Annotated in this window: 21 protein-coding genes and 1 tRNA gene; 5 read left to right on the top strand and 17 right to left on the bottom strand. The window is 33.4% G+C overall.

The features are described 5' to 3' along the window. Positions 1-43: 43 nt before the first annotated feature. The 16 genes from X927_RS03380 to X927_RS03450 form a co-directional block, all read right to left on the bottom strand. A complete protein-coding gene (locus X927_RS03380) occupies positions 44-1210 on the bottom strand; it encodes a nucleotide sugar dehydrogenase (protein WP_103076699.1) in 1167 nt (388 codons plus the stop codon). 131 nt (positions 1211-1341) lie between these two features. Then, positions 1342-2301, bottom strand: coding sequence for a glycosyltransferase family 2 protein (locus X927_RS03385; protein ID WP_169925116.1), 960 nt, complete (start codon positions 2299-2301; stop codon positions 1342-1344). 434 nt (positions 2302-2735) lie between these two features. Then, positions 2736-3005 (bottom strand): hypothetical protein, encoded by a 270-nt coding sequence (locus X927_RS03390; protein ID WP_245855463.1) that lies wholly within the window; start codon positions 3003-3005, stop codon positions 2736-2738. 307 nt (positions 3006-3312) lie between these two features. Beyond that, positions 3313-4338 (bottom strand): glycosyltransferase family 2 protein, encoded by a 1026-nt coding sequence (locus X927_RS03395; protein ID WP_103076701.1) that lies wholly within the window; start codon positions 4336-4338, stop codon positions 3313-3315. Positions 4339-4545: 207 nt separating this feature from the next. Beyond that, positions 4546-5619 (bottom strand): glycosyltransferase, encoded by a 1074-nt coding sequence (locus X927_RS03400; RefSeq protein WP_103076702.1) that lies wholly within the window; start codon positions 5617-5619, stop codon positions 4546-4548. A 129-nt stretch (positions 5620-5748) separates the two neighbouring features. After that, positions 5749-7017, bottom strand: a complete 1269-nt coding sequence (locus X927_RS03405) for a hypothetical protein (protein WP_103076703.1) — start codon at positions 7015-7017, stop codon at positions 5749-5751. 162 nt (positions 7018-7179) lie between these two features. Next, the gene (locus X927_RS10105) at positions 7180-7668 is read right to left on the bottom strand and encodes a hypothetical protein (RefSeq protein WP_146026571.1); all 489 of its coding nucleotides are present in this window, start codon (positions 7666-7668) and stop codon (positions 7180-7182) included. 735 nt (positions 7669-8403) lie between these two features. Beyond that, complete coding sequence (locus X927_RS03415; RefSeq protein WP_103076705.1) at positions 8404-9438, bottom strand: NAD-dependent epimerase; 1035 nt, start codon at positions 9436-9438, stop codon at positions 8404-8406. Between the two features lie 201 nt (positions 9439-9639). Then, positions 9640-10629: an NAD-dependent epimerase/dehydratase family protein gene (locus X927_RS03420; protein ID WP_103076706.1), complete on the bottom strand. Its 990-nt coding sequence runs from the start codon at positions 10627-10629 to the stop codon at positions 9640-9642. A 44-nt stretch (positions 10630-10673) separates the two neighbouring features. Continuing rightward, a complete protein-coding gene (locus X927_RS03425; protein WP_103076707.1) occupies positions 10674-11774 on the bottom strand; it encodes a glycosyltransferase family 4 protein in 1101 nt (366 codons plus the stop codon). After that, positions 11774-13057: an exopolysaccharide biosynthesis polyprenyl glycosylphosphotransferase gene (locus X927_RS03430; protein ID WP_103076708.1), complete on the bottom strand. Its 1284-nt coding sequence runs from the start codon at positions 13055-13057 to the stop codon at positions 11774-11776. Before X927_RS03430 ends, X927_RS03425 begins: the two co-directional genes overlap by 1 nt. Positions 13058-13324: 267 nt before the next feature. Further along, positions 13325-13687, bottom strand: a complete 363-nt coding sequence (locus tag X927_RS03435; protein WP_103076709.1) for a hypothetical protein — start codon at positions 13685-13687, stop codon at positions 13325-13327. Positions 13688-14034: 347 nt separating this feature from the next. Then, positions 14035-14181 carry a hypothetical protein gene (locus X927_RS10150; RefSeq protein WP_169925117.1) on the bottom strand — a complete coding sequence of 49 codons (147 nt, stop codon included), beginning with the start codon at positions 14179-14181 and terminating at the stop codon, positions 14035-14037. Between the two features lie 421 nt (positions 14182-14602). After that, positions 14603-14812 (bottom strand): DUF2922 domain-containing protein, encoded by a 210-nt coding sequence (locus X927_RS03440; RefSeq protein WP_103076710.1) that lies wholly within the window; start codon positions 14810-14812, stop codon positions 14603-14605. Positions 14813-14829: 17 nt separating this feature from the next. Beyond that, positions 14830-15030: a hypothetical protein gene (locus tag X927_RS03445; protein WP_103076711.1), complete on the bottom strand. Its 201-nt coding sequence runs from the start codon at positions 15028-15030 to the stop codon at positions 14830-14832. Positions 15031-15124: 94 nt separating this feature from the next. Then, a complete protein-coding gene (locus X927_RS03450; protein ID WP_012209088.1) occupies positions 15125-15331 on the bottom strand; it encodes a hypothetical protein in 207 nt (68 codons plus the stop codon). Positions 15332-16011: 680 nt separating this feature from the next. Here X927_RS03450 and X927_RS03455 point away from each other — a divergent pair. The 4 genes from X927_RS03455 (at position 16012) to X927_RS03470 (ending at position 22175) form a co-directional block, all read left to right on the top strand. Beyond that, on the top strand, positions 16012-16677 hold the full coding sequence (locus tag X927_RS03455; protein ID WP_146026572.1) for a helix-turn-helix domain-containing protein: 666 nt from the start codon (positions 16012-16014) through the stop codon (positions 16675-16677). Next, entirely contained in the window at positions 16661-17353 is a 693-nt protein-coding gene (locus X927_RS03460) for a P-loop NTPase family protein (RefSeq protein WP_103076713.1), read from the top strand. Before X927_RS03455 ends, X927_RS03460 begins: the two co-directional genes overlap by 17 nt. Further along, positions 17337-20798 carry an Eco57I restriction-modification methylase domain-containing protein gene (locus X927_RS03465; RefSeq protein WP_103076714.1) on the top strand — a complete coding sequence of 1154 codons (3462 nt, stop codon included), beginning with the start codon at positions 17337-17339 and terminating at the stop codon, positions 20796-20798. Before X927_RS03460 ends, X927_RS03465 begins: the two co-directional genes overlap by 17 nt. 93 nt (positions 20799-20891) lie before the next feature. Then, entirely contained in the window at positions 20892-22175 is a 1284-nt protein-coding gene (locus X927_RS03470; RefSeq protein ID WP_169925118.1) for an alkaline phosphatase, read from the top strand. Between the two features lie 27 nt (positions 22176-22202). Here X927_RS03470 and X927_RS10155 read toward each other — a convergent pair whose 3' ends face one another. Beyond that, a complete protein-coding gene (locus X927_RS10155; protein WP_158245418.1) occupies positions 22203-22373 on the bottom strand; it encodes a hypothetical protein in 171 nt (56 codons plus the stop codon). A gap of 125 nt (positions 22374-22498) precedes the next feature. Here X927_RS10155 and X927_RS03475 point away from each other — a divergent pair. Further along, positions 22499-22575: transfer RNA gene (locus tag X927_RS03475), tRNA-Ile, on the top strand. Positions 22576-22705: the final 130 nt, after the last annotated feature.

The raw sequence follows: 22705 nt of genomic DNA on the forward strand, positions 1-22705 counted from the left end.
AAAGATTATACTATAAAAAATAGAATTTTGCAAACATTGTTTTTCAATCCCTCTGGTACAAATCTCTAGTATAAACCTTTTCTATCACATCTTTTAATTCTTCATGCATTCTGTTTGCCAGTATTAACTCCGATTTTTGTTTGAATTGGTTAATGTCGTTAATTACTTCTAAATTGTAAAAGTTGTTTCCCTTTAATTCTGGTTCGTAAATAATTATTTCAATTCCATATTTTCGTAAGATCTGCATTACATCTAAAATAGCTGATTGCCTGAAGTTATCTGAATCCTTTTTCATTGTTAATCTATATATTCCAACTACTTTTGGATTTCTTTTTATTACCATATTTGCTATGTGTTCCTTTCTTGTTCTGTTTGCTTCTACTATGGCTGTCATTAAACTATTCGGTACATTTTCATAATTTGCTAATAATTGCTTTGTATCCTTTGGAAGGCAGTACCCACCATAGCCAAATGAAGGGTTGTTGTAGAAATTTCCTATTCTTGGATCTAAACATACTCCCTCTATTATTTGTTTAGTGTCTAATCCTCTTATTTCAGCAAAGGTGTCTAATTCATTGAAGAAAGATACTCTCATAGCTAAATATGTGTTGGCAAATAATTTTATCGCTTCGGCTTCTGTGGAGTCTGTGAATAATGTTGGGACATCTTTTTTTATCGCTCCTTGTAATAATAAATCTGCGAATATTTTCGCTCTTTCGCTCTTTTCTCCAATGACTATTCTTGAAGGGTATAAGTTATCGTATAAGGCCTTTCCTTCTCTCAAGAATTCTGGAGAAAATATTATATTCTCGGTTTTAAACTTTTCTCTTGCTTCTTTTGTATATCCAACGGGAATAGTTGATTTTATTATCATTGTTGCCTTTGGGTTGATCTCAAGTACATCTTTTATTACACCATCAACAGAACTTGTATCAAAATAGTTTCTTTCCGTATCATAATCTGTGGGTGTTGCTATTATTATATATTCTGCATTTTTATAAGCCTTTTGCTTGTCAGTTGTGGCTGTTAAATTAAGGTTTTTTGTGTTTAAGTAGTCTTGTATTTCTTTGTCTGTTATCGGTGATTTTTTATTGTTAATCATGTCTACTTTTTCTTTTACCACATCTAAGGCTAATACTTCATTGTGTTGAGAAAGTAGTACTGCCAATGATAAGCCCACATATCCCAGACCTAGAACTGTGATTTTCATTTGTTAATCAACTCCTTTTAGTGAATAAAGAGAAATATCTTTTAGACCCTATTATGTGATACTACAGATTTAACACTTGAGAAAGTATTTAGCTTTTTATGAGTTTTTCTAAATAATTAAAACTTGTAAATCTAAGGTTCTTTCGTAAAGTATTTTTTGTCTTTTCTCCATTGTTTTAAAATACCAGAAATTTTTCTGAAAGTATAGAAGGGATTAAGTAAACGTAATTCAAAAATTTTTATTCTATTTTTTCTTAAAACAAAAAATACAGAAATAAATTTTTTTATTCCCAATTTGTATTTTAAAATCAATGATAAATAATGATATCCTCTTAAATTTAGCAATTCAAAATTTGTTTTATCTAACTTGGTTTCTAGAAAGTGATAATACTTTATAAACTCGTTTAAACGTGCATCAAAAACCTGTTCATTCATATTTGTGGTCAAGCTACCATGCCTCATAGTTATGCAGTATATAATTTCGTTTAAGACAATAAATTTTTCCATATGGTAGCCCACCTTTGTGGAAAACATTACATCATTAGAAGCTATTACGTCCTCAAACATAATATCATTCTCACAAATAAAATCTCGCCGTATCATTTTTGACCAAGGAGGTGGAAATTTATATCTTAACAATAATTCATTTAGGGCATTGGGATTATTGATATAATTTAATAATAAAAGTTCCGCTTGGATATGTTTATCGGCTATTTCTTGGTTATCAATATAGATGCTTGTTGGTGTAAAAAAAATAACATCATAATCTGAGTCAAAATATTTAGCCACTTTTTCATAAAAACCTTCCATGAAAAAATCGTCTGCATCGGCAAACAGCACCCATTTTCCAGTTGCTTTTTCAAGTCCTATGTTTCTACAAGTTCCTGCGCCTTTTTTATTTGTATCATTTTTTAAAAAAATTACATGTTCATACTTTTTTTCTTTTACTATTTCTTCAAAACCTTTTTTATCACTTTTATCATCTATTACTATTATTTCAATATTGTCTTTTTTAGGTATAGAATCTAACAATTTTCTTAGTAATTCAAAAATATTGTAGTGAGGTATTATTATCGATAAATCTTTTTTCACGTTAATTTTCTCTCCTTTGTATATTAGAGTGCTACAAAAATCGGATATTTTTAACCAATTTCCATACCTAATTACTTTTTGTTAAGTGAGTGTAGAAAAACCTTTATTGATTCTCCCACGAAAATAGTAAGTATTTAAACTAGAGTTAAATTAAAATTATTGCCAACAATAAACAAAATATGTCATCTTTTTATATGTTGATTGTTCATCCTTGTTGTTCTAGCTTTTCTATGTGGCCTGGTTTTGTTATGCTCAATATCTGTTTAAAGAATTTGGATAACTCTTTTCTCATCTGATATCGCTTCGGGTATATTTAGTATTTTTCTAAATGATACGAAATTTTTTAATTCTTTGATCATATTTCATTTTTCCCTATCCGCTTTTTTTGGAAGAGAGCCAAATTATCCTTTACTTTCTCCCACATAACTTTTGTTTCAACTCCCCATCAAAAACTCACACTTCAAACCTTCGAGTTTCTCTTTATCCTCAACATTCCAGTATAGTACAACGTTTGTACTTTCTATTTTTTCAATATCGTTTTCTGTTATGTATTTAACTCTCAACTCTTTCAATATCCCTTCTATTATTTCCTTCATTTCTTTATCTTTCCCAAATAGAACGTAAGTTCTATTTCTTCCATATCTTTGTGTTATTCTTTCTATGTTTTGTTTTATCAACAAGGTTCTTCTGTAGTATATTTTCATATACTCTATTGTTTTTTTACTTTTTTCACACTAAGTAAGTAAATTGGAATCAAATTAAATTTTACAACAATAGTAAACAAACTCTGCAATCGGTATATATGTTGATTGTATCTTCTTATTGTTTTAATTTTTGCTATGCTTTTTTAGCCTAGCTCTGTTATGTTCGATACCTTTTCAAAGAATTTGGGTAACTCTTTTCTCATCTGGTATCATTCCTTATGTATTTTTGTGTTTTATTACATGCTACCAGATTATTTAATTATTTGTTCATATTTCATTGTTGGCGCACACTTTTTGAGAGTAAACCTTACCTGTAAGATTTATATTTATAAATTTTGTAAAATAAATTGCTGAAATAGTTTATTACTCTTCTTGATTTTACAGGACAATGTTTTATCAAAAAAAGCCCAAATTTTTCTGAGGTGGTCAATTCCTTTTTCTTTAACTTACTTAAATTACTTTTAATAACTTTGTTTTGTAAAATTTTTTCCATGGTTTCATTATCAATTTTCGAACTTCTATAAAGGTGAAATAGATTATGAAGGTTTTTTCTTAGAATTTCTACTTTTAATAAATTGATTAATTTTATGTTTTTTGGATTTGTTCGTTCTAAATAAGCTAGTGACCTTCTAAGAGAAGCTTGAGAATGAAAAACACTCAAATCATGTTGTTGATTGGTAGCAGACTCGTTTCTTTTCACATAGTACATTAAAGTATCAGATAGGCTATTTACTAATTTAGAATGGGAAAAAGCTTTGATGTTGAATTCTGTATCTTCTCCAAAACGACTACCACTTTTAAAAAATATGTGGTTTTTAATTAATAACGATCTATTATAAATAGCAGCCCCCATGTGCACCCATATTTTTTTGCTTAAAATTAAATATAAAACATCTTCACCGGTTAAAGGTTTACCCATGTATTCATTTTGTTTCTGATAAATAGATAGTTTTCTCCCTTTTTCATTAACATCCCTATAATTGCAAAAAACAATGTCATAATTACTCTCTTTTGCTTTGTTGTACATCTTTTCAAAAAAGGTTTCTGCATAATAATCATCTGCGTCTAAAAAACAAACATAATCTCCCTTAGCTTCAATTAATCCTCTGTTTCTTGCGGCACTTACACCTTTGTTGATTTGACTAATTAATTTCCATTGAAAATTAACATCTTTTAAAGTATTTTGAATTTTTTGAACTGTATTATCAGTTGAACCATCATTTACGATTATCGCTTCAAAATCAGTAAAAGTTTGATAAACGAGGCTCTTTAAGGTATTTTCTATAGTTTTTTCCGCGTTATATGCTGGAATAATCACTGATATTTTGCACATTTTTATAGCTCCTTAAACATTTTAGAAAAAGTTTCTCTTACGAAAGTGGTAGGTTATTAAGCTGGAGTTAGATTGTGCTTTACAACAACATTAAAGAAAAAAGATTGACTTATCCCTTTAACCCTTAAGTAGTTAGAAATTGTCAAATAATATTTTTTACTTTTGGGAAAACTTTTTTCATTTCGTTTTGCTAGTGATTATAAATGCCTAAAACATATTCTCCACTATATGTTTCATCTCGTTAGCATAATTCGCGAAATAAAACTTTTGAAAGAAATTAGACCTGCAATTTTCAAACAGTTTTTCCCTATTTTCAAATGCACTATAAATTGTTTTTTTTAAGTTATTGAAATTATAATCTTTTATTAAAAAACCATTGACTCCATCTTGTATAAACTCTGGAAAACTTCCAATGGTGGAAGCTATTGGGGCTGTGCCAAACATTTGAGCTTTTGGAAGTACACCACTTTGAGTTGAACGGTTATAGAGATTCCAAACAGCAAAGGAGTTAACGTATGCTTGGTTAATTTCTGAGTTTTTTAAAGGTTTACCCTGATTTATTTTTAAAAAACCTTCTTTTATCAAAAAGCGAATCTTCTTATTCATAAGATCTGAAATATCAGTTTTAGTAGATATTTGAAATTTGAAAGGTAAATCAATTAACTCTTTTTTATCAAAACTTAGCAAAAGATTCAAAAATTCGTCAAAACCATGGCCTTTACATGCGGTACCTACGTAAGAAAAATAAATTTTATTCTCAGGTGTAAGTTCGAACCCTTTTGTTTCATCATCAAAAATAAGCGGAATAACAGAAACATTTGAATTATACTTAAAATCACGCTTTTCATATAATTTCAACGCAAACTTTGAAGGGACTATAATGGTATCAGATAAACTCAATAACTTAGTAGAAAAAAAGTGAGCTACTGACGATTTGAAAGCCTGTTTAACCCCTTCTTTAAAGCGTTCTTTCAAACTATCCCATGGTTCATGGTATATATAGACAATCTTTGTTCCTTTCTCTTTGAATCTTTTTGCTAAGCTATGGTTTTTGATGGATGGATTTTGAATGAGGAGAACATCAGTTTTCAATACCTCAAAGCGATCGTTCAATTTGGAATTAATATATTCTACATCGAACTCTTTTTCTATTAAATTCTTGTACCCATAATCAAGCAAAAGCTTTGTTTCATATCCAACAAGGGTAAACAGTTTGTACCAAGCAATCAAATGGGAAAGATGACCTGGCGAAAAATTAAAGGATGCTACATATATCTTCATTACTAAACCTCCAATCTGGGTTAACACTTCAATAATTAAAAATTCAAAGGTCCCATTCTATCTTTTTAAAAGCATTATTGCTATTTTTTAATCCTGAAGCATTCAACACAAGAGGTAATTTAACAAAATTTACAGAAACGACGTTGAAAAAGTAGTGCCTAAAAAAGGTTTATTGCCAATAACTCCAAATCTAATTCCCAAATTTAATTCTTCTATTACAGAAGAAATATTTTGAAAACGATGTTCCAATAATAATGTTAGAGAATGGACTGTCTCTAATTCACCAGTTAACCACTGTGTACTATTGGGCATTTCATCTCCATACCAAGGTTGTTCAAGATCTCTTGTGCCATGCATCAAAAATTCATAATCAATTTGAGCAAACCATTTACTTTTATTATATTCTAATCTAACAGCCGTTGCTAAATTGTTTTCTCCATGCACGTAACCAATCATATTATTTTCAAGGGAAAGATCAGAGCCTTCGAAAATAACATATTCATATGTAAATTCATCTTCGGTTCTTTGAAAAGTAAACGCAGTAGCACCCGCAATTTCAAAAAAAATATTAAAAAAACCTTTTTTTGTTGAGAACCCTCCTAAAAAAGCTAACTTATCAGGATTTTGATAAGAATTTGGTTGTAAAAATCTATTCATATTGATATCATCTATTAAAATTTCGAAATATATATTCGAATCTTTCATAGTATACTTGATCCATCCTCCAATTAAAGAATTATCATCAAACTCTGAATACCAAGGGGCAGTGGACATATGAAAAGATTCTTGCACAGCTGGTAGAGGGAGGGGGGCAAAAAAATAAAAAGGATCAAAATACCTATCTAAATAAAGAATACTTTCTTCATATGCAATCTCAAGTCCTTCAAAAGGAGAAATTACAATTGCTCTGTAATTTAAAGATTTAGTGGGATGATTTTCGTATTCATACAATCTTAGGCCTCCCCAAAGATTTTCTACTTTCACTTTGCCTTGCGTCCCTTGAGCAATAATATTTAGAGTTGGATATGAAAAATCACTGTTATCATCAACAAATAGTTTGTAAATATTGCCAGGACCAGCTGAATTTTGTTTGAGACCAATGTCTAAATTAAAAAGATTACTTTCATATGAGTAATAGCCTTCATTCCAAAACCAATAATTGTTATGAAGAATATCTGTATATGGAGGAATGACATAATTGTCTCTCTTAAAACCCCCACTCGCAATAAAATTTCCACCCATTAGAGGGGAAACTAAGCGACCTTGAATAAGATTAGTTGGATCTTCGAAATCATAATTAATCCAACCATTCACTTCAAAAGATTGAGAAAACAGAAGAGAGACCGATATAATTATTAGCAAAAAAACAAAATAATTCTTACAACACAAACTTCTCATATTTTCTTCACCTCATAAAATAATATTGGTGCTTTAACAGGTAGTTAAGCTGGAGTTTAATCAAATTTATCAAAGGCAATAAACAAAGTCCGTTATCCCCATATATGTTGATTGTATTTCCTTGTTGTTCTATCTTCTCTATGTACCATGGCTCTGTTATATTCAGTATCTATTCAAAGAATTTAGACTACTCTTTTCACATTTTGTTAAATATCCGATATTTTTTTCATGGGTACGAGATATTTTCATCTCATATGACACGTAAAATATAAACAATAAAATCCAAAACTCTGTAGATCTTAATCCTTGATGCGCTAGCCCATAAAAGAAACCTGGCAAAAAATAAAAGAAATTTTTTTTATATTCAAAAACATTCAAAAAGAACAATAAAAACAAAAGTGTACCAATCAGTCCATACGAAAAAAATATTGTTCCCCAAGAACTATGAATCTCACCCCCTAAAACCGATTCAAACCTTTGAAAACCGCCTTCCCCTGCTCCAAAAAACCAAAATTCCGGATGGTTAACTATTCTATCATAACCTCTCTTGGCAAGGCTTGCATCCGATTCTTCTGGTATACTTGTTATTCTTAGATACACATTGTTTGTTATAGTAGTGATTAAAGAATCTTCGGGGATAAACGGAAACAAGATAGATAAGAGCACCAAAAAAAGGACTAAATATTTTAAACTTCTTTTAAAAAATTTAAAAAAATGTACAATCAATAATAGAAAAAGAGCTATCATTGCTGCATTAGATAATGAAAGGAAAGTTAAATATATTCCGCTCAATAATGTTAAGGCGAACAGAATTTTGTTCATTTTAAAGTATTCAGATAAAAAAAGAAAAATTGTTGTGCTAGTAAGTGCAAAATATCCAAGTTGGTTGGGATTGTTGAAAAAAATTACTTGCCTAAAACTAGAAGGATCTATTACAAAAAATGATAACAAAAACTGTATGATTAACGAGAAACATGTAGTCTTAAATATAATAGGTAAGATATTCATGTTTTTTTCATACAAAATATATAAAAAATAAATAAATAAAAAATTATATAAGTAATACACAGGATATATAATAATTGAAATGTTGTTAATTATTATTACCCAAAATAATGTAATCACAAAAGCCCATATGACAAATAAAAATAGAAAATTCAGTGGATTCCCTTTTTTCAATGTATATACTTCAAAATTATTCTTAATCAAAAACACAATAATAAAAGCAACCACTAGAAAATCAGCTATTTGCGGTAGTCCACTTCTAAAAAAATAAAAGGGGGATAATAATATATACATAATTAGTAACAATTCTTCCAATTTTAGTTTCTTTATTTTAATAAAGAATCACTATCCTTATTCTGATTAAATGTTTAATTTTTTCAATTAATAATACTCCTTATACCACTCAACAAATCGTTCAATTCCGTCAGTTAAACTGGTACTTGGTTTAAATCCAAAATCTTTTACTAAATCATCTATATCGGCGTAGGTTTCCGGTACATCTCCGTCTTGCATTGGCAAGAACTCTTTTTTTGCTTTATTCCCTAATTTTTCTTCTAATGTTTCAATGAATGTCATCAATTCTACTGGGTTATTGTTCCCAATGTTGTATACTTTGTAAGGAGCGCTACTTGTTCCTGGATCTGGATTTCTTTTATCCCAATTAGGATTTGGTTGGGGTGGATTGTTTAATACCCTTACTACCCCTTCAATTATATCGTCTATATATGTGAAGTCTCTTTTCATTTTACCATAATTGAATACTTTTATTGGTTTGTCATTAAGAATAGCTTCAGTGAATAAGAATAATGCCATATCGGGTCTTCCCCACGGGCCATAAACAGTAAAAAATCTCAAGCCTGTTGTTGGTAGTCCATATAAATGACTGTAAGTGTGTGCCATCAATTCGTTAGACTTTTTAGTAGCTGCATACAAGCTTAAGGGATGGTCTACATTATCGTGAACCGAAAAAGGCATTTTTACATTCAAACCATAGACTGAGCTAGATGAAGCATAAACTAAATGTTCTATTTTGTAATGCCTACACATTTCTAATATATTTAGAAAACCAACTACGTTGGATTGAATGTAAACATCAGGATTTTGTATAGAGTATCTTACCCCAGCCTGAGCCGCTAGATTAACGACGATATCTATCTTGTTTTTTTTGAATATTTCCTCTAATTTTTCTTTATCTTTTATATCTACATATTTAAATTTGAATTTTTCTTGTTGGTTTAAAATGTTTAACCGATCCTTTTTTAGGTTTACATCATAATAATCGTTTAAGTTGTCCAATCCAATTACACTACATCCTTCGTTTAATAATCTTTTAGAAAGATGAAACCCTATAAATCCAGCTGCACCTGTTACCAAGTATGTTTTTGTGTTATCTAGTTTTTTATAGTTAGGTATCAATTTTTGACCTCCTGGGGATTTTTTCAATACTTTAGGTAAAACCCTAAAAAACTCTTTAGCTCCCCTTCGCCCCGCTGCCCACCCTTCTAAGGAAGAGGCCTTCGACCCCTTAGACCCGCGAGATGGAGGGCTTCGCCCTGTAACCCTTTTAAAATCAAAATCTTATTTTTGAAAATTATTTTATTTTCAAAGTCTCTAGTTTTAATAGACTTTCTGGGTTTGTAAAAAATCTTTTAGGTTTGCTTTCAAATCAGATACTTTTTCGAGGTTTACATTTTGGTAGATCAATTCTTTATGTGCTTTTGTTATTATGCTTTCGTTTTTACTTCCGCTGATATTTTTTACTATTGATTTTTTACCTAAGATTTCTTCCAAGATTTGAAGCACTTCGGTTATTTTAGTAGCTTTTCCACTTCCCACATCATATACTTTGAAGCCCCTTTCAGGAATTGATAGTAGTATTCTAAATAATATTTCGCTCACGTCTTTTACGTAAATAAAGTCACGCCACATTTCCCCATTGTTAAAAAGCTCGATAGATATTTCATTTTTTATGCTTTCTATGCATTTAAATATAAACCCATCCGGTCTTCCTAAAGGGCCGTAAACGGAGAATAATCTTGATATTGTTATTGGAAGTTTTTTTGATTTGGCATATGTTTCTGCGATTATTTCTGCAGATAACTTGGTAGCTCCATACAACGATATAGGTTTCAATTCACTGATATCTTTATTTTCTTCCATATTTCCATAAACTGAACTAGAGGAAGTGAATAAAAAATGCTTAACATTATATCTATTCGCAATTTCCAAAATATTAGTAGTGCCTTCGACATTATTTTTTATATATTCTAGGGGATTAGAAAATGAATTCCTTGCTCCCGATCTTGCTGCCATATGAACTACATAATCTAGGTTATTTTTAGAAAAGAGATTTTCTACTAGCTCTTTATCACATATATCTCCTCTTACAAATACTAGATTTTTGTACATTTTACTTTTTTGTTCTTTTCCATATTTGATTTCTGAAGTATCAATTCCTAAAAGAGACAATCTTTTTAATTTTAGTTCGATATCGTAATAGTCATCCAAATTGTCTAAAATTATAGTTGAAAAGTTATTGTCTAAAATCTTTTTAGAAAAGTGATATCCAACGAATCCAGCTCCACCTGTTACAAGAACATTTGACATTAAATCACCCTCTTAATGAATTAAGATACTTGATATCTCACGCACTAATTTAGTATCTTTCTAATTGTTTCAAGGTATGCTTTTATCACAATGTTTCTATCGAAGTTTTCTTCAACTTTTTGTCTACCCGCCCTACCAAGTTTTTCTCTTTCCGAAGAAGATAACTTTAAAAACTGTTCTATTTTCTCTATTAGTTTTTGTGTATTTTTTGGTTCAAACAAATACCCATTTACACCATCTTCAACTATTTCTTTGCATCCTGGAATATTAGTTGCAATAAGAGACTTCCCCATAGCCGCTCCTTCTAATAGAACATTTGACATTCCTTCATGGTAAGTAGGGTTTATAATGCAATCTACTTCTTTAATTTCTTTTCTTACATCATCTGATTTTCCTAAATACTTTATTTTTGTGTTGTTAAGATTTATAATTACATCTTTGTACTTTTCTTCTTCAAATGGACCTAAGATTTGAAATTCTACGTTGGTATATTTATTAGAAATGTATTTTGCAGCTTCTAAGTATTCTTCTATGCCTTTTTCTTTCATAATTCGACCTATGAAAAGGAATCTTGTTATTCCATCATCTTTTGATTTTTTCGTAGGCTTAAACTTTTCTAAATTAACACCTGAACCTGGTAGAATTTTGGATTTAGCTTTTTCTGCAATTTTATTGTCTATAAAATATTTATAATTCTCTTTGTTTTGGAAAAATATGAAAGAAGCATTTTTACAAGCGTATTTGTACATATTTGTTACCAAATGTTTAATACTATTATTGTTAAAACCAGATCCTAACCCTGTTATGTTGAGAATAATTGGTATCTTGTATTTTTTAGCTACGTAAGTTCCATATATATTTGGTTTTATTGTATAGGTCAATATTATATCGGGTTTTATTTGTTTAATTATTTTTTTATATTCTTTTATTAAATCAAGTTCTTTAAAAATGTTAGTAGATCTTGCTTCATATTTTATATACTCGAAATCACACCCTAGATTTTTAAAATATTCGATTTTTTCAGTTTTTTTATAAGGTATTGAAATGATAACACTATAATCTTTTATAAATCTTTCAATAAGTTCTTTCCTTAAAGAAAACACCCAATCTATATGATTAGCTAGAATTAATATTTTTTTTGGCACTACACCGCTCCCCTTTTCCAAAATACTGCTTCTATGGTTTTGAACACGATATTCACATCAAGAAATATGTCTCTGTTTTTTACGTAGTATAGGTCATAGCTGAGTTTTGTTTTCACTTCTTCTAAATTAGATGAGTATTTGTACATTATCTGTGCCCAGCCTGTTAAGCCTGGTTTTAGTTTGTGCCTTGCCCAATAAAAAGGGATGAGTTGGTTGTATTCTTCTACAAATTTTATTTGTTCAGGCCTAGGACCTACAAAAGACATATCGCCTTTTAGTATATCATAGAACTGGAGTATTTCATCGAGTCTTATTGGTCGAATAATTTTGCCTATTTTTAGTATTCTGTCTTGTTCATCAGTTGCGAATTTAGCGTTACTGTTTTCTGTGTTGTTTTTCATGCTTCTGAATTTGTGCATTGTGAATTTTTCGTTGTTGAGACCTATTCTTTCTTGCGTGTATATTACTGGTTTTCCGTCTTCAATGCGTATTATTAGAGATAATATTAGTATTACTGGGGAGAGTATTACTAAGGCGATGGCCGATATTATTATATCAAGAAATCTTTTTGAAGGGTACTCTTCTACTTTTTGAAACACCACTTGGTAATATTCTTTGAATTTTTGAGCGACTTCTATTGGTATGCGTTTTAGGTATTTTTCTACCATGTTCGGTAAGTATTGAATCTCTAAACCTTCTGCTTTGTAGTTTTGTATCTGTGGTTTTACTCTTTCTTCTAGTTCTGGGTCTGTTATTACTATGCCGTGTATTGTTTGGGTTAATGTTTTTTGTGTGTTTTGTTTTATTATTTCATCAAGTGTTACTGGGTTTGGGTTTATGTATTGTGTGAATTTTATTTTGTTTAACGCTTTTTCTGAGATTTCTTCCATTATGTTGCCTATTTCTTCTTTTCTGCCTATTACGAGGTAGTTTTTTACAGGCATGTGTTTTTCGTAGATATTGTATTCTATTTTGTGTATTATTGGTAAGAGGGCTATTGTGTACAATAGGTTGGTAAGGAAAAAGTATCTGTTGAAGTACTTACTTAGGAAGAAGTAGATAATTAGTATGACGATGAAACTCACAAGAGTACCAACGGTGGTTTTTATTAAAGATTCTGTGTAACTTTTCATTGTTTCTGTGTCGTATGTTCTGAAGGAATATATCCCGAGATATATTATTAGAGATGAGATTATTGAGATGGTTATTGGTAGGTTCAATAAGAAGGCGTTCATAATGAATATGAGCGCTATGTCTATTAAGTGAACCGCTGCTTTTCGCATCTTCGAGTCAAGCCCCCTGTTAGGTTTTGTGAGTTGCTGTTTTGATAAAATCCTTGTAGTTGTTTAAAGTTAAGTTTTAATTGTTGTTTTAAGATGAAATTGTAAAATTTTTTTGTTTTTCGATAATTATTATAGCATAAGCTGTTGAAAAATCAATTACTTGTTAGAGTTAATTTTACTGAATATTAATTAAATGGGGATTAAAGTTGAAGATTAGAGTAAAAAAATGGGGATAATTCCCCATTTGATTGTTATAATTATTGTTTTTTAAAAGGCATGTTTTAAGTGAATGATTCCTTGATTAATTTGATCTATACTATCTTCCATATTCTTTTTGTTGTTAGAATGTGAAATAATTTTTGCTTTTAATATGCCCCAATATAATTGAATAGTTTTACTCAATTTTTCTTTTTTTAATAGAGTTACTGGGTTTAACTTGCCTTTTTCTATAAATTCTTGGTATTCGCTTAAAACCTGGATGGTTTCATTAAGAGATTGTTCTATGGAGTCTCCATATAACATTAGACCCATGGAGTATAGGTAAGCATAATAGAGTTTTTCTTTTGTATCGTGGTATAGAATTAAGCCCGAATCTTTGCCTAATTTGTAGGCCCCCATCACCTTAAGCATTACATGCTACCCCCTTCTTTTTGAAAAAAATAAATAATAAGATTAGTGGATTGTTTTTATTTGTCAAACTAATTATACCATATGTTTTTGAAGGTGTGCTATTTTGACATTGAGCTTTTGTAAAATGAGTGTTATAGCGCCCTTCCCCCACTGCCCACCCATAAGGAAGAAAATCTTTACTTCTTCATTCTGCAGCCCACCCTTGAGGAAAAGGATCTTTGATAGCGCCCTTCCCCCGCTCCCCGCCCATAAGTAAAGAAATCTTTATTTCTTCATTCTGCTGCCTGACCATTTTAGGAAGGCCCTGCAGTCCCTTAAACTCAGCTGCCCGGCCATTTTAAAGAAATTTATTCGTAGTTCGCAATCTCTTCTTCAACGATCATTACTTCTTCTAAGTTTCTTAGGTAAAAGGGGTACTCTTTTGGTACGTAGGGCATTTTTGCTTTTCTTTTTCCAATGTCGCTTTTTATTTTTAGTAGTATGAATTTTTTCATGTATCCTGTGAAATTTCCTTTGAGATTGAAGTTGTCAATCGCACATAAGAATAGGTAAGTTAAACTTCCAAAGCTGTCTTCAAAGTCTATCCCGCAACTTTGAGTGAGTTTGTTGGCTTCGTTGACAAGAAAGCCTTTGTATTTGGTGAATAGGGTTTCTTTTGATTTTTTGTCGCCTTTTTTGGAGAGGGTTACTAGTTCTTGGTCCGTTAGTTTGGTGTAGTTTTGATGTTTTATGGTGGTTTCCCCCTTTTTTAATTGATTATCTATTCCCGCCCTCCACCCCTTGTGATCCCTGTTTAAAGGCTAAAGGAGACCTTGAGGATGGGTAGTTGTGTGACATTTTTAAAGTATATTATACGTGCGTATACTAATATATCAAAAAAACTCATGCCCCGTCAAGAGGCATGAGTGCTTTTCTTTATTGAATGAGGTTGAATACTTCATTTGTCGTTGTTTCAACGATTTGTGCTTCGTCTACTTGTGCGGTTGTAGGTACTAATACCCCTATCAAGCTTTGCATTACTGGTTCTATTTCTGCTTGCGTTAGTGTTTCTAATACTCCATCAATAGATAGGGTTTTGCTTTTTCCTTCTGATGAGTCATAGAATTTCATTCTTAATCTTCTCATTTGCTATTTCCTCCTTTTTAGATTATTTCGTAGCTTTCGTCGAAGTAATAGACCGCGTTGGTGTTTTCACAGAGTGAGACTAATCCTTGTAAGGCGGTTTTTATGTCTGCTTCTACGTCTGTGAATAAATCATAGCTTTTATACTTTTTTTGTTCTTTTCCGTCTACTATGCTTATCCAGACGATCTTTGCTTTTCTTGATTCTAAGTTCATTGCCATGTGTTACCACCTCCTGAGTGTTTTTGTTTCCTTAGACCCCTTCTGGGGTGTTTCCTGGTTTGCCTTGCTTTACTTCCCCGGGGAGAAATCATTTTTATGCTTTTTCAGGTTTTGGAAATAGTAACGCTACTACTCCGTCGATGAGTATGGAGATTATTAGGTCCATGATCGGAGAGTATTTGCCGATGGATTTGAGGAATTCTCTTACCGCGTTTAGAACGATCTCTTTTTTCTTTTTGCCGTTGCCAGGTACTTCCACCATTTTTACAAGGTCAGGGATTAATCCAACTATTTCTTTCATTTTCTCACCTCCACTAATAGTATCCGTAAGAATACTTAAATTGTGGTAAATAATTGTTTACTGTTTATCTATTCCCGCCCGCCGCCCTTAGAGGATGAAGGGGCTTCGCCCCTTATGATTCCTGTTGAAAGGCCTGAGAGGCCTTAGTGGATGAAGGGGCTTCGCCCCTTATGAACACTTTTTTAAAGGCTTTGACTTTAAGATTTATTATCTATTCCCACCCACCACCCTCAGAGGATAAATTTTTGATCCACCTGGGTCAAAAATTGGGACAGTTTTGGGTCAAATTTTGACCCAGGTGTGGGTCAATTTTTGGGACAGCCTATAAGGTATTTATATTTATTAATATAAATATATAAAAATATATATAATATTTTTTTCTCATTTTGTAGGCAGAAATCAAAGGTTTGAAGTCTAAGGTAAAAAAGTCTGTTGTGGTTAAAGGGGCTTCGCCCCTTAGGATCCCTTTTAGAAAACTAAAAAACTTGTTTTAGTAGGGACTTAGTCCCTTATGATCTTTTTTTCGAAAGCTTTGCTTTTGAGTTTTTTGCTGGATTTTATTAAATCTTTTCCCACCCACCACCCATTACGTCGCCCGCCGCCCCTTAAGGATTTTTTATTTTTTTTGCAGATATTACTATTGGGAAGAAAAAAATTTTTTGGGATGCTGAGGTGATTTTATGAATGTTTTTAGTCTTTTGAACCATTTCTTCAGGGAAAATGAGAGGGAGAAGGTTTCTTCTTCTGCCACAAAGCTTTATTTCTTTTTGATTTACGAGGCGAATAAGAGTTATTGGGAGGGACCTTTGATGTTTTCTGAGCGAAAGCTTTCTTCACTTCTTTCTTTTAGCAAGAATACGGTGTCTAAGTGTTTGAGTGAGCTTGAGGATAGGGGATTGATTATGTGCTATCCGCGAAAGGGAAACAGCCTCACGGCAAATAAGGAAGGCGGCCTCATGGCAAATGAGGAAGACAGCCTTACGGCAAATGAGGAAAATAGACTCATGGTGAGCAAGAAAGACGGCATCACGGGGAACAAGAGAGACAGCCTTACGGCAAATGTGAAGGGCAAAGAGGCTTTTTCTAGTACTTTTTGGTTTCCTGAAGTGCAATTAAGGAAGACGGGCTCAAACTCCCCGAAGGGGGTTCAAGGAAAGACGGGCTCAAGTGCCCCGAAAGGGGTTCAAGACAAGACTGGCTCACAGCAAATAAGGAAGACGGCCTCACGACAAACAAGGAATGAGAAAAAAGAGGTTTACAATAAGGGAGTGCGGTATAATGTTCACAGAGGAGAGAACAGCCTCACGGCAAATAAGGGAGGTAGCAAGTATGCCAAATTCTTCTGAGAGGGGTTGTTTTTGTAAAGATCCTGAAAATTGCCCGAGTCGCGGGATTTTAGATAATAAATATATGTGTTCGATTTTTATGAATTATTTGAATGGGAGTAGAAATTACAGGGATATTTCCCCAAAGATTTATCTTGATGCATCGTTTGATAATTTTCTTGCACTGAATGAGCATTTGAAGAAGGGTTTGCTAAAATGCCGTTACTTTGTTGAGGAGAAGTTGTGGGAGAAGGGCGTTGGTTTGATACTGTATGGAGGATACGGTACTGGGAAGAGTAGGTTAGGTTTTACTGTGTTGAAAGAGGCTGCTGTTATGGGTTGTTCTATCGGTGTTTTGGATATATTGAGGGATTTTGAGAATTTTGAGGGTGCCGATGCCGCTATTGAGAGAGCGTTTGAATCTGATTTGATTTTTATAGACGATCTTGGTGCCAAGAGTTATGAATGGATAGGTCAGAAGATAAGAATCGTTATAGACGAGGTCAATAGAAACCAAAAAAGCGTTATAATTTCTACGAACTTGAATCCAAAAGAGCTGGTTAATTTTTTGGACGATAGAACCGTTTCAAGGTTGATAGAGATCGTTCCAAAAGAAGGTTTGATTTATTTGGGCGAAGAGGATTTTAGGGTGAAAAAGAGAGAAGAGAAGGTGGCTTATTTTGAACAGATCCGTTAAGAAAATGGCTTTGGAGCTTAAGAGCATCCTGCAAAAAGAGGTCATAAATGAGGAAGACAGCCTCAAGCGCCCCGAAAGGGGTTCAAGGAAAGACAGCCTCAAGCACCCCGAAAGGGGTTCAATGAAAGACAGCCTCACGGCAGGTGAGGAGAGAGTTTTGTTGGATGTTTTTTTGAGTTTTATTATTCTAAGAGTATTGCATGCAAAGGGAAACATCCTCACGGCAAATAAGGAAGACAGCCTCAAGCGCCCCGAAGGGGGTTCAAGGAAAGACAGCCTCACGGCAAATATGGAGGGAGATTTACAACTTTTGGGAAAGAGTGGTTCAGATTCGAATCTTTTAGGTGATTATCTTTCTGGTGTGCAATTTCTGAATAGAAATTTTGATTGTTGTTATTTAGTCGATGATATTAAAAGCAGAATTACTCGCCAAACAATAGAAAAAGTCAGAGATTTGTTTCAGAGTGTGAAAGATGAAGATTGGAAGAAAGAGGAGATTATTTCTTGGTCTTACGAGTATTTCAACGAAGCCAGCCTCAAGCGCCCCAAAGGGGGTTCAAGGAAAGACAGCCTCACGGCGAGTAAGGATTTAAAGGGTAAAAATGGTGTTATTTCACAGTTTTATACACCAAAATGGATAGTGGATTATTTGGCGGAAAATACGTTGGGGAAATATTACGGAAGAAACGGCCTCACGGCAAATGAGGAAGACAGCCTCACGGCAGGTGATGATAAGGGAGTGGACATTGAGGATGTTAAGGTTATAGACCCGGCTTGTGGCTGTGGGAACTTCGTTATAGGGGTTTACGATAAGTTGAGAGAGATGTATCAAAATAGGAGTTACGATGATGCTTTGATTCCAAAACTTATAATTACTAAGAATTTATACGGTATAGATATCGATGAGAACGCTGTTGAAATTACAAATTTGTTGTTGAGATTGAAGGCTTTAGAAGATGGAGCCTATGAGAAGTTTGAAACAAACATAGTAGCTGTTCCCAAAGAGAACAGCCTCACGGCAAATGAAGAAGGGCAGAATGAGTATTTGAAGAAGTTTGAAAAGATTGGAAGCTTGATGAGAACAGAGGATGTTTTAAGTTTAAAGGAGTCAGGTATAAACGATGAACGATTGAAGAAAGCTTTAGATATTCTTTCTTTGAAATACGATATTGTTTTAACCAACCCTCCTTATTTAGATTCCTCTGATTATGATTTTGAATTGAAGAGATACATAAACGAGGATTATAGTGAGTTTAAAAAAAATCTGTACGCCTGCTTTATTAAAAAGAGTTGCGAATTAGTGAAGATGGATGGATTTGTTGGTATGATAACTCCTCAAACCTTTATGTTTATTGGGAGTTATGAGAAGACAAGAAGGTTCATATTAGATAACTTTCAGATAGAGAGATTGGTTCATTTTGGCCTTGGAGGGGTGTTTGATAACGCTTTAGTGGACACAGCAATGTTTGTTTTGAGAAGAAGTGAAGACAGCCTCACGGCACATAAGGAAAACAGCCTCAAGCGCCCCGAAGGGGGTTCAAGGAAAGACAGCCTCACGGCAAGTGAGGAGGGGAGTTTGGGTGAATACATAAACCTTACCTCTTTTAACGGGAAAGATTCTAAGAAACGTGCTTTATTTTCTATTTGGGAAGCCAGCCTCAAGCGCCCCGAAGGGGGTTCAAGGAAAGACAGCCTCACGGCAAGTGAGGAAAAGAAGAGAGAGAATTATCTTTCTAAGTATGTTTTTAGGGTTGATAAGAACGTTTTTACAAAGGTTCCGAGGTTTCCTTTCATTTATTGGGTGGATTCAGACGTTGTACGTACCTTTGAAAACGAGCCGTTAGAAAAGTTCGCTGATGCACGGCAGGGGATAGCTACTGGGGATAACAAAAGGTTTTTGAGGTACTTTTGGGAAGTTAGAAGAGAGGATATTAAAGATGGAAAGAAATGGGTCCCTTACTCCAAAGGTGGACCTTACAATAAATGGTATGGTAATTTGTGGTGGGTTATAGCCTTCGATGAAGAGAATTATAATCTATTGTCAAAAATGGGGAATTATCTTCCAAATAGAAAGTATTATTTCAAAAAGGGTATAACTTACACGATGACAACCTCGAAAGGGGCGACATTTAGATACCTTCCTTCAGGATTTTTGTTTGATTGTAAGGGTAGTAGTTTGTTCTTTTCAAAAGACGAAGATATTTTTCGGTTTTTAGGTTTACTCAACAGTAGTTTGTTTTCTTACTTGGAGAGTTTTATTGCAGGAAGCGTGGATTTGGAGGTTGGGGATTTGAAAAAACTTCCCGTTCCACAAGGTTTGTTTGAGGGTTCTTCTAAGACTCAGGCGTTAGAAGCGCTTGTAAGATTGAACGTGGCGATTAAAAAGCAGAATACCGAGATATATCCAAACGAACTGCACTTCAACGAGGAGAGTATCGATGGTGTTTCTAAGTTTTATGGTTTCATAGAGAGTAAAAACGCTCTTGATACCTATCTGCTTCTTTCTGAAGGTTTGATAGATGTACTCATAATGAAGTTGTACAGTTTGAAAGAAAGAAATTTTGAGGAGATTTATAAAACAGTGGGGATTCCTACGGCTTTTTTACCTTTTTCTAACGGTAAAGGTGTAAAGGGTTTGCCCCCATTGAAAGAACTGTTGAAAAACCAGTATCTTTATGAATTTGGTTTGAATCAAGCTGAACTTACCAAAATAGAAAAGCTTATTGAAGAGGCTTATAATAATAAAATCAGGTCTTTAATTTCCATTATGCCTTTTGATGAAGGTGTAACCAACTATCATCGAAGAGAGCCATACGATAACTATGTGGAAAGAAAAGCAGAAGAAAGTTTTCAAAATCCTATTTCCGTCTACAACAGTATGAGTAACCAAGATCAGATTTTAGCAAAATTAGCTTTTGTAAGAATAGATAACGAGATCCAAAGGTACCTTTTGAATGCGGATACGGGTTTTATCCCCTTTGGATTTTCAATCGATGAAGAAAATAAACTGTTATCCTCAATATTCGAAGAAAACAGCCTCACGGCAAATAAGGAGCGTTCTGAATTAGAGAGTATTGTGAAGAAAGATTTGAGGGGTTATGTCTTTAAAGATTACCTAAAACTTCATGAGAAGTTTTATAAAGATAGGCCTATTGTTTGGAAGTTTGGAAAGAGAGATTGTGGTTTTTTAGTTCATTATCATAATTTGAACGAAAAAACGAAGATCAATATCTTGAACTTTTTGAGAAATAGGATCAAAGAAACGGCCTCACGGCAAATAAGGAAGGCAGCCTCAAGCGCCCCGAAGGGGGTTCAAGGACAGACAGCCTCACGGCAAACGAGGAATGAAAAGGAAAGTTTCAGAGAATTGATAAAGATAATAGAGTCGAAGAATTTTGAATTGAACATAGATGATGGGGTTTTGAGAAATAGAGAGCTTTTTTAGTAATTCTTTATATATCTTAAAACCTCTCAAATGATTTTTGGTTATAATGACTTTGGTTTGAAGGAACTAAAAAATCAAAGGGAGGTAGAAAGTATGAAAAAGGGTATTTTGTTGGTTATGTTGGTTCTTGTGGTGTCATTGCTCAGTTTCGCGGGCGATGTGAAAAACGTGATATTTCTCATCGGTGATGGTATGGGCCCAAATCAGATGTTGTTATCTGCTTATTTAGAGGGTCGTGAGCTTTACATGATGCAAATGCCATATACTGGTTACGCGATCACTTATTCTGCAGATAGCAACGTTACCGATTCTGCAGCAGCGGGTACAGCTCTTGCCTCTGGTTACAAAACAGACAACGGTTTTATAGGAATGCTTCCAGAAGGTGAAGTCGTGCCAACAATAGCTGAAGTTTTGGCTGAACAAGGCTACAAAACTGGTATAGTTGCAACTTCAAGGATTACTCATGCCACACCGGCGGCTTATTATGGTCATGTCCTCGATAGAGACGAGGAAGACAAGCTAGCTGAACAGCTGGTTAATAGTAACTTGACCGTTGTTTTAGGAGGGGGTTGGAGAAATTTCGATCCTACCAGAAGAGCTGATAGAAAAGATCTTATATCTGTTGCAAAGGGAAATGGTTTTGATTATATAACAACTAAGCAAGAGTTAATGGCTTACTCCGGAGAAAAGGTTTTAGGATTGTTCGCTTCAAGTCATATGAATAGCGTTACAGAAAGAACGCATGCTGAACCACTTTTACCCGAGATGACCGACAAGGCAATAGAGATTTTGTCTAAAGATGATGCTCCTTTCTTTTTGATGGTTGAAGGTTCTCAAATCGATTGGGAGGGTCACGATAACGATGCTTTTGGTATTTGGAAAGAAACGGTTGAATTCGATGAAGCTGTGAAGGTTGCTCTAGATTTTGCAAAAGAAAATCCTGATACCTTGGTAGTTGTGACTGCTGACCATGAAACCGGGGGTTTGGGTTTATCAACGGGTGGATACACAATGGATTTGGAAATGGTTAGAAATTATCAGAAAACTACGGATTGGGTTGTAGGTAATTCTCAAAATATGGAAGAGTTAAAATCTAACGTGAAAGAATATTATGGTTTTGATTTGTCAGAAGAAGAGGTCGCTTATTTGGAAGCCGCTGGTAACAAAATAGAGGCTTTAGCAGAGATTACAAGCGCAAGAGCAAGTATTGGCTGGACAACACATGATCATACCGGTGCGTTAGTACCTGTAGTAGCTTTTGGACCTGGAGCTGAGAAATTTGTAGGTATTATGGATAACACAGACCTTCCTAGAAAAATAGCCAGTTTGGTGGGAGTTGAGCTTTCCTACCCTTTAGTGAATGTACCAAATAATTAAAATTAAAGGGCTGATTAAATCAGCCCTTTATCTTTTTAATAACTTGACGACTTCATTTTCTAAACTTTCCAAATCTATTTTTTCTTCGTTGTCTAAGAGGTTGAAGACCGCTTTTAGCACTATAATTCTTGGATATTTCCCTATTAGCGTTTTCACAGGGTCATCTTGGTTTTTTAGGCTTTCTACGTTGTTGCTCATTTCACTAGATGCTCCTTTAAAATTTATTTATCCCTTCGCTAAACCATCATAATAGATGAAAATTGTCTTTGTTAGAAAAAGTATTGACAAATGTTTTTTTAAATGCTATAATAATCAACGTGATTGGGCTCGTAGCTCAGTTGGTTAGAGCTTCCGGCTCATAACCGGGTGGTCGGTGGTTCGAATCCACCCGAGCCCACCAATAAAAGCCAAGGGTTCCTTGGCTTTTATTTTTTTATACACTTCAATTTTACTATTTTTATTGGCTTTTGTCAACTTTTTTCACAAACTTATCTTCAAAAAGAAATGGTATAATTAAGTTAACAGAGAAA

This window comes from Petrotoga mexicana DSM 14811, from assembly GCF_002895565.1.
GTDB classification, from domain to species: domain Bacteria; phylum Thermotogota; class Thermotogae; order Petrotogales; family Petrotogaceae; genus Petrotoga; species Petrotoga mexicana.